This window comes from Streptococcus azizii (genome assembly GCF_001984715.1).
GTDB classification, from domain to species: Bacteria; Bacillota; Bacilli; order Lactobacillales; family Streptococcaceae; genus Streptococcus; species Streptococcus azizii.
This window is the reverse complement of the sequence record NZ_MSPR01000001.1, coordinates 18154-34632: the sequence shown is the minus strand read 5'-3', so window position 1 is coordinate 34632 and position 16479 is coordinate 18154. Positions and strand designations below refer to the sequence as shown.

Below are 16479 nucleotides of genomic sequence, written 5' to 3'. Positions count from 1 at the left end.
AAGGTTAGGAGAAGGTTATGGCAAATAGTTTTCGTGTGGATCGAGTCGGAATGGAGATCAAACGTGAAATCAATGAGGTTTTGCAAAAGAAGGTTCGCGATCCACGTGTCCAAGGTGTGACGATAACAGATGTTCAAATGTTGGGTGATTTGTCGGTCGCTAAAGTGTACTATTCTATTATGAGTGATTTAGCTTCTGACAATCAAAAAGCACAGACAGGGCTTGAAAAGGCAAAAGGGACCATTAAACGGGAACTTGGTCGCAAGCTCACTTTGTATAAAATCCCCGATTTGGTCTTTGAAAAAGACCAGTCCATTGAATATGGGAACAAGATTGATCAACTGCTACGCGCATTAGAAACGAAAGAGTAAAAACAACCGCAGGGTTGTTTTTTTTGAAAAGTTTCAACCGTTCTTGAAAAATGTTGAAAAATATGAGAGAATACTACTCGTACTCATTGGTATTCAAAGGGAGTCTGCTGTCAGTATTTGAGACCTTTTCTCCTAGTAGATGAAATCGTTATGAGAGGCACTGCTATTGCTGATGGCAGTCATCTTTCGAGCATGTGCAGGATCTTGACCAAGCTGAGAGGGGATGATGCTGGTAACGGTAAAAAGGCTAGTAGTGGATATGAGGGGAGTATCACGAAACATCTTGTTGTGGGGTGGAATATGAGAGACGATATTAAAATCAATGATCGCGCCTTGGCGCTTGAAGAGCAACTGATTGAGACCTTGGAAAGCATCTATGATCCAGAAATCGAATTAGATATTTATCATCTGGGCTTGATCTATGAAATCAACTTGGATGAAAACGGATTTTGTAAGGTGGTGATGACCTTTACTGATGCAGGCTGTTCTTGCTCGGAGACCCTGCCAGGGGATCTCATTGATGCTTTGAAGAAAATTGAAGGCATTGACAATGCAGGTGTCGAGGTTGTTTGGTCTCCTGCTTGGAAGATGACCCGTATCAGTCGTCTCGGTCGTATTACCTTAGGGATTAGCCCGAAATAAGTAGCAACCAGTGAGCTATTTGGCCCACTGGTTGTCTAGTCTTTTTATCCTTTTCAGACATCAGAATGAATTACCGAGAAAAGTCATTCCTTTTCTTGTTTTCACCACCTTCCTTTGTTTCTCAACCGACTGTTGGTGGTGATGGAGGGGGATAATACTCAATAAAAATCAAAAGTAGACTAGGAAACGAAGGCGAAGGTAGAACTCTGTTCCATCTTATTTTAAAGGAACAGGCTGAAAACCTCCACTGGAGCTTTTCACTCATCAAGATACAAGGACGTAAAACAACTCCTAGACAAAATAGGAAATGCGACGAAGAAGCCTCTGCTTCTAGGAGTATTTATCTTTTTGTCAGCGAGTTGTAGTCCGAGTTCAATTCACCGAGACTCTTGACAACGTATCCTTTTGATTTTTAAAGAGTATAAAATAAAAGATGGGAATGCTTGTAGGAATAGTGCCGTACTAATCAGGTCCTTCTCTTGTTAAAAAGGAGAAGGGTAGGCTTAAAATGATCATTAAACAGAATAATAAGGAGAACGATTGTGCAGAAGCGACAAATGGTTGCCCTAGTCCTTTATGGTCTAGCTTTAAGTAGTGTAATGGCTTTACTAGCATTCGCCTTTATCATGGCAGAGCAAGTAGGAAGCCATCTTGTTTGGGATATGCTTCTCCCACTCTTTCCATCACGTTTTGTCTTTAGCTTGGTGATGTTGACGCTTGCGACAGCCCTCCTCTATCTGATGAAAAAAGAGTGGGGTGAGATTCCTAGGACGAGCCATGAGATATTGGGGGAATTAAAAGAACATGAGACGCTGACCGCTAAAAATAGTTGGCGTGATTTGCTAGCTGCTTTGGTGATTTTGAGTTTTGGGGCGGGTGTCGGACCGGAAGCGCCCTTGCTAGGAGCAGTGATTGTCTTTTCCATTTGGCAAGCGGATAAGTTGCGCTTTATCACCTTCCATTGGCAGACAGTTGTAAGTGCCTCCTTTGCTCAAAAAATATCCTATCTCTTTCATCCCAGAAAGTATCGGTTAGCCTATCCTCACGTTAAAGCCCGTGGCTTACTGAATCCAAAGCGAAAACTTTGGATAAGCCTCTTTATCCTCAATGGCTTGGTGAGTTTTCTGCTTTTGATGCGTGCGACAGACCAACCTTCCTTTGTGACGAAGTTGGGAGTATCTCATTGGCAGTTGGCAGATCTGGTCCTTGTCCTCCCTCTTATGGTCTATGGTCTGTTTTCTGCCCGTGCCTATGGCTTTCTCAAACGATTAGTTGAGAGAGGGATGAGGACTATTCAAAAAAGACCGCATGGTCAACTAATTGTTCTTATCATCGGGGCTTTGGCAATCCTGATGATGGCAAACACCTTTCCCACCCTTCTATTTTCGGGACAACATTCTATGCATTTACTACACGATGTAGGGATGGAGACACCAAGCCTCCTACTCTTGGGACTTTCTCTCTTAAAATTACTGTTTTTAGAGGTTTGTATCCTAGCCGGTTGGACGGGTGGCGATATTTTTCCAATCACCTTTGCCAGTGTCTTGCATGGTTTTGCCATTGCACAACTCTTTCCAGGTTATGATAGCTTACTGATTGTTCTTGCTGTTAGCCTTAGTTTTGCCATTGGACTTTTGGGAAATGAGTGGTTGGCAGGTCTTTTTCTCTCCCTCTTTTTCCCAAGCGATCTGTGGTTGCTCTCATTCCTGATGGTAGTCTTATGTTCACTGCTGAAGAAGTGGAAAGAGAGGACTAGAAAGGAGAGTGTAATAAATGAGACGTTTTAGAATTTTGGGGCATATTTTAAAGGCCACAGGTTTTATCCCCTTTGTTATTTCTTTTGTGACTTACTTGCTACTAGCTGCACTTGTTTTATTATGGGTGGAACCTACTTTGCGAACATATAGCGACAGCCTGTGGTATAGTTTTGTCTCTGCGACAACAGTTGGCTATGGAGACATAGTTGTCCAGACTGGTATCGGGCGCATCATTAGCGCTATTTTGACCCTCTACGGCTTGATTTTCTTTGGCTGCTTATCTGGGGTTATCATCAATTACTATACAGAATTACACAAAGGGAAAGGAAGAGACTGAAGAAATCAATCCTTCTCAAAATCCTTATTCTCAAATAGCAGGTAGGGATAGTTCCTATATGAAGACCTGCAAGCTGAGCGCTGACGAGATTTGAAGAATATAATAGCCTCATCAGTGATTATAAGGCAATAAAAAGTAGCTCTAGGGCTGCTTGAGAACGTAGACAAACCCTCTAAACTGTAGAAAAACAGCAAGTTTAGAGTGGAAGATTATCTTGAAACAACTCTTAAAAATACTGCTATAGCGGTATTTTTAAGAGTTTTATTTTTTAGCAAAAGAAAAAGATTGAAGAAAATGAGCCGAAATGGACTTTTTCTTCAATCTGAAGTAGCTCTAGGGGTGTTGTTATTGCTTATTGGATTCCCCCCCTTCATGACTTTCTTGTCTTCTTTTATACTCTTCAAAAATCAAATTCAAACCACGTCAGCTTCGCCTTGCCGTACGGCAGTACAGCCTTCGGCTAGCTTCCTAGTTTGCTTTTTGATTTTTATCGAGTATTAGCTTCCCGCTGTTTCTGTATAATGAGTAACATTTGAGGAAAAATGTAGAAAATAGAAATTGCTTGCTCTACTATTGCGATTTTAGTGATAGCTTGATAATATAGTGAATTGAATAAAGGCTAGGACATCGTTAAGTCGCTTTGATGAACGCCAGTTCTATCTGCAGCTCCTTGCCTTGTCCTATTCCTTTTTCAATCCACTATAACATGTTATACTCTTTAAAAATCAAAAGGATACGTTGTCAAGAGTCTCGGTGAGTGAAAAGCTCCAGTGGAGGTTTTCAGCCTGTTCCCTTGAAATAGGGTGGAACAGAGTTCTACCTTCGCCTTCGTTTCCTAGTCTACTTTTGATTTTTATTGAGTATTAGAATCATTACTGCCACCACATGGAAGCCCTTTTGAAAAAAGTAGAGGGGCAGACCTTGCCACACTTCTGCAACGGGCAGGGGTATCGAATAACCTTTGGCAGGAAGAAATCAGTCTGACAACCTTGAAAAATCGCACGTCACTTTTTGATAGCTACCCTTGTTCTGTTTGGCTAATTTTTCTCTTCTAACTTTTCTATCGTTTTGGCAATCGGTTTTTGTATCATGACGACCTGGGTATCTAGGTCTTTAAAGCCAAAGGTCTCATCGATACATTCAGCCCAATATTCAAGGTGCTTTTTGTCGATTTCAGAATTAGAATCTTCAACATCAATACCGCCTACACCTTGGACGGCATACCAGTAGAGGTATTCTTGACCATCTAGGACTTCTCTGAAAATGGTTTCGACATACATTTTTTCGTCCTCAAGGGTCAATAGGGTCTCTTCCATGTGGCTATTTAAGAAATTCATCCATTCATCAACGATAGCAGATTTTCCTTCTTTAACCTTGAAGCGTGTTAGTTCAACAGTATAGTTCATGTTTAACCTTTCTTATAGTCTTTTAGTCCTTGCTCCACTAGTCTGGGAGAGTGAAACAGTTCGGTGAACTGTTTCAGCGCCTAGAAATTTGAGGTCGAAGTGGGCAAGGTTGGAAATAGGGAAACGGAGGTTCTAACGACCACTTTTTTGATGAAAGGTGCTAGGCTGAAAACCTCCACTGGAGCTTTTCACTCGTCGAAGTAATAAAAGGTAAACTAAGTGAGTATAAAATCCAATCAGTAAGTGATTGGATTTGCCTCGAGTTTATGTTTATTTCCCTGTTTCCTCAGGTTTCCAGAAGTCTGTCACGGCTCCTTTTGAAGCAGACGATACGATATGGGCATATTTTCCAAGCACTCCTCGTGAATAAAGCGGTGGAAGTGTTGTATCAGCCTTGCGACGCTCGATTTCTTCATCAGATACTGCCATGGTGATTTCTTTGGTATCTTGGTCAACGGTTACAATGTCACCTGTACGGAGATAGGCGATTGGTCCTCCCACTTGCGCCTCTGGCGCCACGTGTCCCACGACGAGTCCATAGGTACCTCCTGAGAAACGACCGTCCGTGATGAGAGCGACCTTATCTCCTTGTCCCTTGCCGACAATCATCGAAGATAGGGAGAGCATTTCTGGCATACCAGGTCCACCTTTTGGACCGACGAAGCGGACAACGACTACGTCTCCGTCTACGATTTCATCGGATAGAACTGCTGCAATCGCTTCTTCTTCAGAGTCAAAGACCTTGGCAGGACCGACATGGCGACGCACCTTTACTCCTGAAACTTTGGCAACAGCTCCATCAGGTGCCAAGTTTCCTTTCAAGATGATGAGCGGACCGTCTGCGCGTTTTGGATTGGTCAGCGGCATAATGACCTTTTGACCAGGTGTCAAATCGTCAAAGGCTTCTAGGTTCTCGGCCACGGTCTTACCAGTACAAGTGATACGATCTCCGTGTAGGAAACCATGTTTGAGCAAGTATTTCATGACCGCAGGGACCCCACCAACTTCGTAGAGATCTTGGAAAACATATTTTCCAGACGGTTTCAAGTCAGCCAGATGTGGGACTCGTTCTTGAAAATCATTGAAATCTTCTAGCGTCAATTCAACATTGGCAGCGTGGGCGATGGCAAGGAGGTGGAGTGTCGCATTGGTGGAGCCTCCTAGAGCCATTGTGACGGTAATGGCATCTTCAAAGGCTTCACGGGTCATAATGTCAGATGGCTTTAATCCCATCTTCAGCATATTGACCACTGCGCGACCAGCTTCTTCGATGTCAGCTTTCTTTTCTGGCGATTCAGCAGGGTGTGAGGAAGATCCTGGCAGGCTCATCCCCATGACTTCAATAGCAGTTGCCATGGTATTGGCCGTATACATACCACCACATCCACCAGGACCTGGACAGGCATTGCATTCCAAGGCTTTGACTTCTTCAGCAGTCATGTCCCCATGATTCCATTTTCCGATTCCTTCAAAAACGGAGACGAGGTCAATATCTTTTCCGTCTAGGTTCCCAGGAGCAATCGTTCCGCCATAGGCAAAAATCGCCGGAATATCCATGTTGGCAATAGCGATCATAGACCCAGGCATATTCTTGTCGCAACCTCCAATGGCTACAAAGGCATCCACATTGTGTCCCCCCATGGCTGCTTCGATGGAGTCTGCGATAATATCACGTGAGGTCAATGAGAAGCGCATTCCAGGCGTCCCCATAGCAATTCCATCAGCAACTGTAATGGTTCCGTACTGAACAGGCCAGGCGCCTGCATCTTGAACACCGACCTTGGCTAGTTTCCCAAAATCGTGCAAGTGCATATTACAAGGGGTGTTTTCAGCCCATGTTGAAATGACACCGACAATCGGGCTATCAAAACTATCATCTGTCATTCCTGTTGCGCGTAGCATGGCGCGGTTAGGCGATTTGACCATGGAATCATAGACGGTGCTACGATGTTTGAACTGGTTACGAGTATCTTTATCAGTCATAGGAAGTCCCTTTCGTCATCTGTTTTCTTTATATTATAGCACAAATTATGATGAGAAAAGAGATAAAATTGAAAAATGAGAGGTTTCTGCAAATCCGAAGAGTTGAACTGGATAGAGGAGTGATAGACATCACTGTGAAGAAGCAGGTGATTAGGTGCCTGAGGGGGTGAGTATAAGCGCTATGATACAAAGGAGCTTTAAAAAGAGAGTCACATACGAAGATACGAAGGTCCTAATTCCCTGCTTTAGAAAAAGGAAGGATTGACGAAAGGTGGGAATTTTCTGAAAATTTTATTGACTTTATCAACCAATATGATATGATAGTACATAATACTCGTCAAGATACGAGAGCGTAAAACAACTCCTAGACAAAATAGGAAATACGACGAAGAAGTAAAGGACGTTTGCTAAGGCAAACTTCTATTTCCCGCCTTCAAAGGTATACTATACCTTTGAAGCTAGGAGTATTTATTCTCGCTTTCCGATTTCTTGGCTCGGACTTCTATGGTCATTTTCTGATTTTTAGGTGACCAGCTGAAACAGTTCACCGAACTGTTTCACTCCACTGGATTAGTTTTATTGTCAGCGAGTTGTAGCTCGAGTTCAATTACAAGATACAAAGGGCGTGTAAAAAGCGACTGAAAAATAGGAGATTGACGACGTGTTTGTTGAACACGAGGAAATCTATCCCTAAAGGGATTCTCATCTGTAATCAGCTAAAGCTGAAACATCTGCCTATCTTTTTTCCGAGCTTTTAGCCCGTGTTCAATTCACCGAAACTCTTGACGACGTATCCTTTTGATTTTTAAAGAGTATTAATCAGAGTTTGAGTGTATCGGGTATAGGCAATATTTATCTAGTATTTTGAGGAAGAACATGATACTATAGTAGATAATAGTTGATGATTGATGAGAGGAGGAAGAAAGTTGAATCGAATGCAGTTAGAGGAAGCACGTTCGGGCTCCTATCTAATACTGGACACCTTGAAACGGTTAGGGGTTGACATCCTGTTTGGTTATCCTGGTGGGGCCGTCCTGCCTCTCTATGATGAAATCTACCGTTTTAAAGGCATCCAACATGTACTGGCTCGCCATGAACAAGGAGCAACCCATGAAGCAGAAGGGTATGCTAAATCAACAGGAAAAATTGGCGTTGCACTTGTAACCAGTGGACCAGGTGCCACTAACGCTATTACAGGGATTGCGGATGCTATGGGCGATAGTGTACCGATGCTGGTCTTTACAGGTCAGGTCGCAACGCCAGGAATCGGAAAAGATGCCTTTCAGGAGGCGGACATCATTGGGATTACCATGCCGATTACCAAATATAATTACCAGATACGGGATGCGGCAGATATTCCTCGTGTGATTACAGAAGCGGTGCATATTGCAACAACAGGTCGTCCAGGTCCAGTGGTTATTGATGTTCCAAAGGATGTTCAGGAAAGTGTAGTAGATTTTTACTATGACGATACGGTGCATTTGCCGAGCTATCAGCCAACGGTTATTCCCAACGGCCTGCAGGTGAAGAAGATTTTACAGCAACTCTCGCTTTCCAAGAAGCCGGTCATTCTAGCAGGTGGCGGAATCAATTATGCAGATGCCAACCAGGAATTGGTGGCATTTGCTGAACGTTATCGGATTCCAGTCGTTTCGACTCTTCTGGGGTTGGGGACCATGCCTGTCCAGCACGACCTATCGCTAGGAATGGGAGGCATGCATGGGTCCTACGCTTCTAACATGGCTCTGACAGAGGCGGATTATATCATCAACATTGGCGCACGATTTGATGACCGTCTGACGGGAAATCCAAGCACTTTTGCCCTTCAAGCAACTGTTGCGCATATTGACATCGATCCAGCTGAAATCGGTAAGGTCGTTAAAACGCAAATTCCAGTTGTCGGAGATGCCAAGGCGACCCTTGAAGCCTTGCTGGCCTTGGAAACTGTTGAGACAAACTATGAGGAATGGACTGCTCAAACCCTTGAGAATAAACGCCTAGCGCCATTTGCTTACGATAGAGACGCAACACATATCAAACCCCAGAAAGTGATTGAGCTGATTGGAGAGATGACAAATGGTGATGCGATTGTGGTAACGGATGTAGGGCAACACCAGATGTGGGCAGCCCAGTTTTATCCTTATAAGCATGCTAGACAGCTCATTACTTCTGGTGGAATGGGGACGATGGGCTTTGGGATTCCCGCAGCTATCGGTGCTAAATTAGCCAACCCCAATCGTGAGGTCGTCTTATTTGTAGGAGATGGTGGTTTTCAAATGACCAATCAGGAGCTGGCTATTTTAAATGGCTACAGTGTCCCGATCAAGGTGGTGTTGCTAAATAATCATTCCCTAGGTATGGTACGACAGTGGCAGGAGTCTTTTTACGAGGAGCGTCGTAGTCAGTCCGTATTTGATGCAGAGCCAAACTTCAGACTCCTAGCAGAAGCCTACGGCATCAGCTATACAAGCTGTGTCAATCCAGACACGCTGGTTGAAGATTTGCAAGTGATAAAGGAAAATAGGCCGATGTTGATCGAAGTTCATATTTCGACAAAAGAACATGTACAGCCGATGGTTCCAGCAGGAAAGAGCAATGCAGAAATGTTGGGGGTGACCTTCCATGCGTAGAATGCTAACCGCTAAATTGAGAAATTCCTCAGGGGTTTTAAACCGCTTTACTGGGGTTCTGTCACGGAGACAGATTAACATTGAATCGATTTCGGTAGGTCCGACCGAGGTTGCAGAGATTTCTAGGGTGACGGTCATCATTGATGTCAAGACATTGGATGAGGTCGAGCAGATTATCAAGCAACTCAACCGCTTGATTGATGTTGTTCGTGTGCGAGATATTACGGATATTCCACACTTGGAGCGCGAGGTTCTCCTGGTCAAAATGGTAGCCCCGCCAGCGAAGCGAGCTGAAATTTTGGCGATTATCCAACCATTTCGGGCGAGTGTTGTTGACGTAGCACCGCACTCCATTACCATTCAAATGACAGGTGACGGAGATAAGATTGATGCTCTTCTTCGAGTGATTCAACCTTACGGAATCAAAAATATTGCTCGTACAGGAGCTACAGGATTTAGCAGAGATTAAAAACAGTATAGGAAAGAGAGAAAGAAAATGGCAGTAGAAATGCAATATGAAAAAGATGTAACAGTAGCAGCACTTGACGGAAAAAAAATTGCCGTTATCGGGTATGGATCACAGGGACACGCTCACGCCCAAAACCTGCGTGATACAGGCCATGATGTCATCATTGGTGTCCGTGCAGGTAAGTCATTTGACAAGGCACAAGAGGATGGCTTTGACACGTTTGAAGTGGCAGAAGCTGCTAAGCAAGCAGATGTTATCATGATTCTTGCACCAGATGAAATCCAAGCAGACCTCTATGCGACAGACATTGCTCCGCATTTGGAGGCGGGGAATGCGCTTGGCTTTGCCCACGGCTTCAACATCCATTTTGGCTTTATTAAGGTTCCAGAGAATGTGGATGTTTTCATGTGCGCACCAAAGGGACCAGGACACTTGGTTCGTCGTACCTTTGAGGAGGGATTTGGTGTGCCTGCCCTCTACGCCGTCTACCAAGATGCGACTGGTAACGGTAAGCACATCGCTATGGACTGGGCCAAAGGTGTCGGTTCAGCCCGTGTTGGACTTCTTGAGACAACCTTTAAAGAAGAGACAGAAGAAGATTTGTTTGGAGAACAGGCTGTTCTCTGCGGTGGTTTGACAGCTCTTATGGAAGCAGGCTTTGAAGTTTTGACAGAAGCCGGCTATGCGCCTGAGCTTGCCTACTTTGAAGTGCTTCATGAAATGAAACTCATCGTAGACTTGATCTATGAAGGTGGCTTTAAGAAGATGCGCCAATCTATCTCAAATACGGCTGAGTTTGGTGATTATGTATCAGGCCCTCGTGTCATTACCGAACAAGTCAAGGAAAATATGAAGGCCGTTCTTGCTGATATTCAATCTGGCGCCTTTGCCAATGCCTTTGTCGAAGATTATAAGGCGGGACGTCCACGCATGGAAGAATACCGTAAAGCAGCTGCTGAGCTTGAAATTGAAAAGGTAGGTGCAGAGTTGCGTAAAGCCATGCCATTTGTTGGAAAAAATGACGATGATGCTTTTAAAATCTATAACTAATACGAGGAAAAGAGTGATTAGATAGGAAAGCGATTCGTTCTAAATCTGACAAGGATATAGAGGAAGTGAGGGAAATTAGTGCTACAGACGCGATTTTTCTCACTTTATTTTTCCTGTTAGAATCTGTATCCGTACTCCCTACATTTCAACATTTGACGAGTGGGGAATTGTGAGAGGTTGAGGATAGGGATAGAAAAGTCAGCCCCTCTAAACGGAGGGCAGAATTGGCATGCAGCAAGGTGAGCCAAGGATGTATAGTCTTTTCGTTTCCTTTTAGTACTTGCTCCACTAGTCTGGGAGAGTGAAACAGTTCGGGGAACTGTTTCAGCTGGTCACCCAGAAACTAGAAAGTGACCACAGAAGTTCGGTGAACTGTTTCAGCCTGAGCCTAGAAATTGGAGAGCGAAGTGGGCAAGGTTGGAAATAGGGAAACGGAGTTTCTAACGACCACTTTTTGATGAAAGGTGGTAGGCTGAAAACCTCCACTGGAGCTTTTCACTCGTCGAAGGAATAGAAGAGACGCAGCTGTTTCAGATTTAGTCAATTACAGCTGTGGCTACCTTTAGGTATAAACTAAATGACTATAAAAAGGTGATGTTTGATGAGAAACATAAGTGAGAGGCTTTTCAGTCCACGAGAGAGTTCTTGAAAGATATTGGCTATACGCTGAAAAAAGAAGGATGTGTCATGAGGAAAATAGTCTTCATGTTAAATAGACAGGATGAACTAGGAATACAGTTTTAAAGACCAGTTTGTGTAAAAAGGAGAAGTTATGTTAACAGCCAGGGACATCGTCCACGCCCATAAGGTATTAAAGGATGTAGTAGTGCATACACCGCTTGATTATGACCGTTATCTGTCAGAAAAGTATGGGGCTAAGATTTATCTCAAAAAAGAAAATGCACAGCGTGTGCGCTCATTCAAGATTCGAGGTGCCTATTATGCCATCTCGCAGTTAAATGAGGAAGAGCGCAAACGTGGTGTTGTCTGTGCTAGTGCCGGTAATCACGCCCAAGGTGTAGCCCTTACCTGTCAGGAGCTAAAAATTCCTGCGACAATCTTTATGCCGATTACTACACCGCAGCAAAAAATTGGGCAGGTTCGCTTTTTTGGTGGTGATATGGTTGATATCAAACTGGTGGGAGATACCTTTGATGCTTCTGCTAAAGCTGCCCAAGACTTTACTGAGCGAGAAAACCGGACCTTTATTGCCCCTTTTGATGACATCCGTGTTCAGGCAGGTCAAGGAACAGTTGCCTACGAGATCATGGAAGCGGCAGAGCGTGAATCCATTGACTTTGACACTATTCTAGTGCCAGTCGGCGGGGGCGGTCTCATTGCAGGGGTTGCAACCTATATCAAGGAGAAAAATCCTGCTATTGAAGTGATTGGCGTGGAGGCAGCAGGTGCTAGGAGCATGAAAGCCGCCTTTGAAGCAGGAGGTCCTGTCCAGTTAAAGGATATTGATAAATTTGCAGATGGTATTGCGGTGCAAAAAGTAGGACAACTGACCTACGAGGCAACGAGGCAGCACGTAGAAAATCTCATTGGTGTCGATGAGGGCTTGATTTCGGAAACCTTGATTGACCTTTATTCCAAGCAAGGGATTGTAGCAGAACCAGCAGGTGCAGCCAGTATAGCAGCTCTTGAAGTATTGAGTGCCTATATCAAAGGAAAGACGGTCTGCTGTATTATTTCTGGAGGAAATAATGACATCAACCGCATGCCAGAAATGGAAGAGCGTGCTCTCATTTATGATGGTATCAAGCACTACTTTGTCGTGAATTTCCCGCAACGCCCTGGCGCCTTACGAGAGTTCGTAACGGATATTTTGGGACCAAACGATGATATCACCCGTTTTGAGTACATCAAACGAGCGAGTAAAGGAACAGGACCGGTCTTAATCGGAGTGGCTCTAGGAGATAAGCATGATTATGCTGGGTTGATTGAGCGGATGGAAAAGTTTGATCCTTCCTTTATCAATTTACGGGGAAATGAAACGCTCTATAGTTTATTGGTGTAAGCGGTACATTATCTTAAAATACCACAACATTTTGCTTGTTATTTCTTAAATAAAAGAGTATAATATTTATTAAAGAAAGGAGGGATACCTCATGGTTGTTAGTATACTCAGTATTATATTTGTCCTAGTCCTCTTGCTAGTTTTGGTACTTGCCCTGAGTTCGCTCTATGTTGTTCGTCAACAATCGGTTGTGATCATTGAACGGTTCGGTAAATACCAGAAACTAAGCACGAGTGGGATTCATCTAAGGCTTCCGTTTGGCATTGACCACATCGCGGCTCGGATTCAATTACGTCTCCTGCAAAGTGAGATTGTAGTCGAAACCAAGACCCAAGACAATGTATTTGTGACCATGAACGTGGCTACTCAATATCGGGTCAACGAACACAATGTCACAGACGCCTACTACAAGCTCATGCGTCCAGAAGCACAGATTAAGTCGTATATTGAAGATGCTCTTCGTTCATCTGTTCCCAAATTGACTCTTGATGAACTCTTTGAGAAAAAAGATGAAATTGCCCTTGAAGTGCAAAAACAAGTGGCAGAAGAAATGTCTACCTACGGCTATATTATCGTGAAAACGTTGATTACTAAGGTAGAGCCTGATGCAGAAGTCAAGCAGTCTATGAATGAGATCAATGCAGCCCAACGGAAACGTGCTGCAGCTCAAGAACTGGCAGAAGCAGATAAGATTAAGATTGTGACAGCTGCCGAAGCAGAGGCTGAAAAAGATCGTCTGCATGGTGTGGGGATTGCCCAACAGCGAAAAGCTATTGTGGATGGATTGGCTGATTCCATTAAGGAATTAAAAGAATCAGACATTGGTTTGACAGAGGAGCAAATTATGTCCATTCTTTTGACGAACCAATATTTAGATACCTTGAATAACTTTTCACATACAGGCAATAGCACTATTTTCTTACCAGCGAGTCCAGAAGGAATGGAAGATATCCGCACACAGATATTATCTGCTCTAAAAGGTAAATAATAGTAATTTATTGCACATTTTACTTGACAAGTGACGAAGGATATAATAAACTGAATTGAACGAATAAAAAGAAAGGGGTTTCTCATGACTAGTTATGAAAAAGTGGCCGCGGTTGTCGGTTGGGTACGTGATAAAAAAATCACAGGTTATCGTATCAGTAAAGAGACAAATGCACGTGAGATGTCAGTTATTGCTCTTGCACAAGGTCGTGCAAAAATTGACAACATTTCGTTTGCTACCGCTTTGGGACTTATTGATTTTTATGATAAAAATCATAAGAAATTTGAAAACTAATGTAGAGCGTGAAAAGAGGGGACTTATCTCCTCTTTTACTCTTATTTTACTCTTAAAAAAGCACCGGCTAGTTTCTAGCTGGTGCTTTTGTCTACCTATTATAAAAGAGTATTTCCGAGGAAGCGCTGCAAGAATTCCTTGGTCCTTGCTTCTTGTGGATTTTCAAAGATTTGTTGAGGGTTGCCTTCTTCGGCAATCAGCCCCTTGTCCATAAAGATGACACGGTCTGAAACATCGCGGGCAAATTCCATTTCATGGGTAACGATAATCATGGTCAATCCGGATTTGGCAAGGGTCTGCATGGTTTTTAAGACCTCGCTGACCATTTCAGGGTCAAGGGCAGAGGTTGGCTCATCAAAGAGAATCACTTCTGGATTGACAGAGAGGGCGCGGGCGATGGCGACCCGTTGTTTTTGCCCTCCCGACAGCTGGCTTGGTTTGGCGCCCCAGTATTGTTCGGTCATGCCGACCTTATTGAGATTTTCTTTAGCGATTTGCTCTGCTTCGGCGCGGCTGCGTTTTAAGACAGTCGTCTGAGCAACGATGGCATTTTCTAACACATTTAAGTTATTAAAAAGGTTGAAGGACTGGAAAACCATGCCTAATTTTTCGCGGTATCGTATCAAATCATAGCCTTTGGCTAACACATTTTCGCCGTGATAGAGGATTTCTCCCTCACTCGGTATTTCTAGGAGGTTAATGGAGCGTAAGAAGGTTGATTTTCCAGAGCCAGAAGAGCCGATAATGGAGATTACTTCTCCTTTTTTTACCGTCATAGAAATATCTTTTAGGACTAGATGCTGACCAAAAGATTTTTTCAGATGGTTGATTTCTAAAATGGTATCAGTCATGAAGGACCTCCGTTTGTATTTGGTTTGCACCAGTTGTATAGGTATCGGTATCAAGGTGTTTTTCAATGATTCGTAAGATACGAGTAACCGTAAAGGTCAGGATAAAGTAGATGATAGCAATGACAGTAAAGGTTTGGAAATACTGGTAGGTCTGAGTTGCGACGGTATTTCCAGAAAAGTATAGCTCGACTACCGAGATAACGTTTAAAACAGACGTATCTTTAATATTGATTACAAATTCATTACCTGTAGCAGGTAGGATATTGCGAATAACCTGTGGTAAGACCACCTTTCTCATCGTCTGACGATGGGTAAAACCAAGAGCTGTTGCGGCTTCAAATTGCCCTTTATCGACGGCAAAAATTCCTCCACGGACGATTTCACTCATATAGGCTCCTGTATTGATGGACACGATGACGATCGCAGCCAAGGTCCGGTCCAAGTCCAAGCCAAAGGCTTGAGCTGTTCCATAATAGATGACCATAGATTGAACAATCATCGGTGTCCCTCGAAAGATTTCAATATAGACATTGATGAGAATGGCAAGCGCTTTTTGGAGGTAAGCCACTCCATTGTTGGCAGCCCTTGGAGCAGTGCGAAAGACACCGATGAGTAGGCCGATGGCCGTTCCGATGATTGTTCCAAGGATTGAAATGAGCAAGGTCATGCCTGTTCCACGTAGGAGCTGTGACCAGTTATTGACTAAGATATTCCATACTTGAACAGGGAAGGCAGGTTTTGTTGTCTCTGTGGTCGTTTCTACTGGCTGCTGTTCAATCATCTTATCCATGAGCGCCAGCTGGTCTTTTTCTGTAAGGGTGTCTAAGACTTGGTTGACGTTTGCAATGCGGGCATCGTCTTTACGCATACCGACAGCGATTGCCACATCTTCTGTGTTGGTGTCAAAACCACTTGTCAACTCCACCATGTGAAAATTAGAGTTGGCTGCTTGAGCGGTACGAGCTTCGGGACGTTCTGAGACATAGGCATCGATGACGCCAGCTTCAAGAGCTTGACGAATCTGGGAGAAGTCCCCCATAGCTGTCTGTTTATCGACGCCTTTAATCTGGTCGATCAAATCATAGAGATAGACTCCTTGCTGGGCAGTGATTTTTGCGCCTGCGAAGTCTTGTATGCTACCAGCCTTGGTCCACTGGCTATCCGCTCGTACGACCAGCGTTGGAATGGATGTGTAGTAGCTAGAAGAAAAGGCAATTTCTTTTTTTCGCTCTTCTGTTGGACTCATTCCTGCGATAATCATATCAATCTTGCCAGAGGTTAGGGCGGGGACCAGTCCCTCCCACTTGGTCTTGACGACCAGTACTTCCTTGCCCATTTTTTCGGCGATTTTTTTTGCAATTTGGACATCATAACCGTTAGCAAATTGGTTGGTTCCTTCGATTGGAACGGCTCCGTTTTCATCTGTTTCCTGTGTCCAGTTAAAGGGAGCGTAGGCGGCCTCCATTCCGACACGTAGGTATTCATCGGCTTGCACTCCAGTGCTGACATAAGAGGCAGCAAAGAGAAGGGCAAGTAGTATCAACAATCGTTTTTTCATAGTCTCTCCTTCTTTAAAAGTAGTTATATTGTATAAAAAATTCTGACAGATTGCAAACTAATTGAAAAAGCTATAGTTTCCCGTTGGTTTATGGTATAATGGAGTGGAGTGAATAAGGAG

The 16479-nt window shown here is 43.8% G+C and carries 15 protein-coding genes; 11 read left to right on the top strand and 4 right to left on the bottom strand.

Going from position 1 to position 16479, the window contains the following annotated elements:
• Positions 1-17 precede the first annotated feature (17 nt).
• The 5 genes from rbfA (at position 18) to BVE84_RS00140 (ending at position 3608) form a co-directional block, all read left to right on the top strand.
• The gene (rbfA, locus tag BVE84_RS00160; protein ID WP_076995075.1) at positions 18-371 is read left to right on the top strand and encodes a 30S ribosome-binding factor RbfA; all 354 of its coding nucleotides are present in this window, start codon (positions 18-20) and stop codon (positions 369-371) included.
• 300 nt (positions 372-671) lie between these two features.
• Positions 672-1013, top strand: coding sequence for a metal-sulfur cluster assembly factor (locus tag BVE84_RS00155; protein ID WP_076995273.1), 342 nt, complete (start codon positions 672-674; stop codon positions 1011-1013).
• Between the two features lie 542 nt (positions 1014-1555).
• Entirely contained in the window at positions 1556-2800 is a 1245-nt protein-coding gene (locus BVE84_RS00150; RefSeq protein WP_076995074.1) for a chloride channel protein, read from the top strand.
• A complete protein-coding gene (locus BVE84_RS00145) occupies positions 2787-3107 on the top strand; it encodes a potassium channel family protein (RefSeq protein ID WP_076995073.1) in 321 nt (106 codons plus the stop codon). Before BVE84_RS00150 ends, BVE84_RS00145 begins: the two co-directional genes overlap by 14 nt.
• Before the next feature lie 201 nt (positions 3108-3308).
• A complete protein-coding gene (locus tag BVE84_RS00140; RefSeq protein ID WP_076995072.1) occupies positions 3309-3608 on the top strand; it encodes a hypothetical protein in 300 nt (99 codons plus the stop codon).
• A gap of 536 nt (positions 3609-4144) precedes the next feature.
• Here BVE84_RS00140 and BVE84_RS00135 read toward each other — a convergent pair.
• Together BVE84_RS00135 and ilvD are read right to left on the bottom strand one after the other, a co-directional pair.
• On the bottom strand, positions 4145-4513 hold the full coding sequence (locus tag BVE84_RS00135) for a DUF6176 family protein (RefSeq protein ID WP_076995071.1): 369 nt from the start codon (positions 4511-4513) through the stop codon (positions 4145-4147).
• 270 nt (positions 4514-4783) lie between these two features.
• On the bottom strand, positions 4784-6496 hold the full coding sequence (gene ilvD / locus BVE84_RS00130) for a dihydroxy-acid dehydratase (RefSeq protein WP_076995070.1): 1713 nt from the start codon (positions 6494-6496) through the stop codon (positions 4784-4786).
• Positions 6497-7431: 935 nt separating this feature from the next.
• On the opposite strand from ilvD, the gene BVE84_RS00125 reads away from it, so the two are divergent.
• The 6 genes from BVE84_RS00125 to BVE84_RS00100 all read left to right on the top strand — a co-directional run bounded on the left by BVE84_RS00125 (position 7432) and on the right by BVE84_RS00100 (position 13950).
• A complete protein-coding gene (locus BVE84_RS00125; protein WP_370592823.1) occupies positions 7432-9126 on the top strand; it encodes an acetolactate synthase large subunit in 1695 nt (564 codons plus the stop codon).
• A complete protein-coding gene (ilvN, locus tag BVE84_RS00120; RefSeq protein ID WP_076995068.1) occupies positions 9119-9595 on the top strand; it encodes an acetolactate synthase small subunit in 477 nt (158 codons plus the stop codon). Before BVE84_RS00125 ends, ilvN begins: the two co-directional genes overlap by 8 nt.
• Positions 9596-9622: 27 nt before the next feature.
• On the top strand, positions 9623-10645 hold the full coding sequence (ilvC, locus tag BVE84_RS00115) for a ketol-acid reductoisomerase (RefSeq protein ID WP_076995067.1): 1023 nt from the start codon (positions 9623-9625) through the stop codon (positions 10643-10645).
• 772 nt (positions 10646-11417) lie between these two features.
• Positions 11418-12668, top strand: coding sequence for a threonine ammonia-lyase IlvA (gene ilvA / locus BVE84_RS00110; RefSeq protein WP_076995066.1), 1251 nt, complete (start codon positions 11418-11420; stop codon positions 12666-12668).
• Between the two features lie 91 nt (positions 12669-12759).
• A complete protein-coding gene (locus tag BVE84_RS00105) occupies positions 12760-13656 on the top strand; it encodes an SPFH domain-containing protein (protein ID WP_076995065.1) in 897 nt (298 codons plus the stop codon).
• A gap of 84 nt (positions 13657-13740) precedes the next feature.
• The gene (locus BVE84_RS00100; RefSeq protein WP_075098784.1) at positions 13741-13950 is read left to right on the top strand and encodes a capsule biosynthesis transcriptional regulator; all 210 of its coding nucleotides are present in this window, start codon (positions 13741-13743) and stop codon (positions 13948-13950) included.
• A gap of 98 nt (positions 13951-14048) precedes the next feature.
• Here the strand turns inward: BVE84_RS00100 and BVE84_RS00095 are convergent, their stop codons facing one another.
• The gene (locus tag BVE84_RS00095; protein WP_076995064.1) at positions 14049-14801 is read right to left on the bottom strand and encodes an amino acid ABC transporter ATP-binding protein; all 753 of its coding nucleotides are present in this window, start codon (positions 14799-14801) and stop codon (positions 14049-14051) included.
• On the bottom strand, positions 14794-16359 hold the full coding sequence (locus BVE84_RS00090) for an ABC transporter substrate-binding protein/permease (protein ID WP_076995063.1): 1566 nt from the start codon (positions 16357-16359) through the stop codon (positions 14794-14796). Before BVE84_RS00090 ends, BVE84_RS00095 begins: the two co-directional genes overlap by 8 nt.
• Positions 16360-16479: the final 120 nt, after the last annotated feature.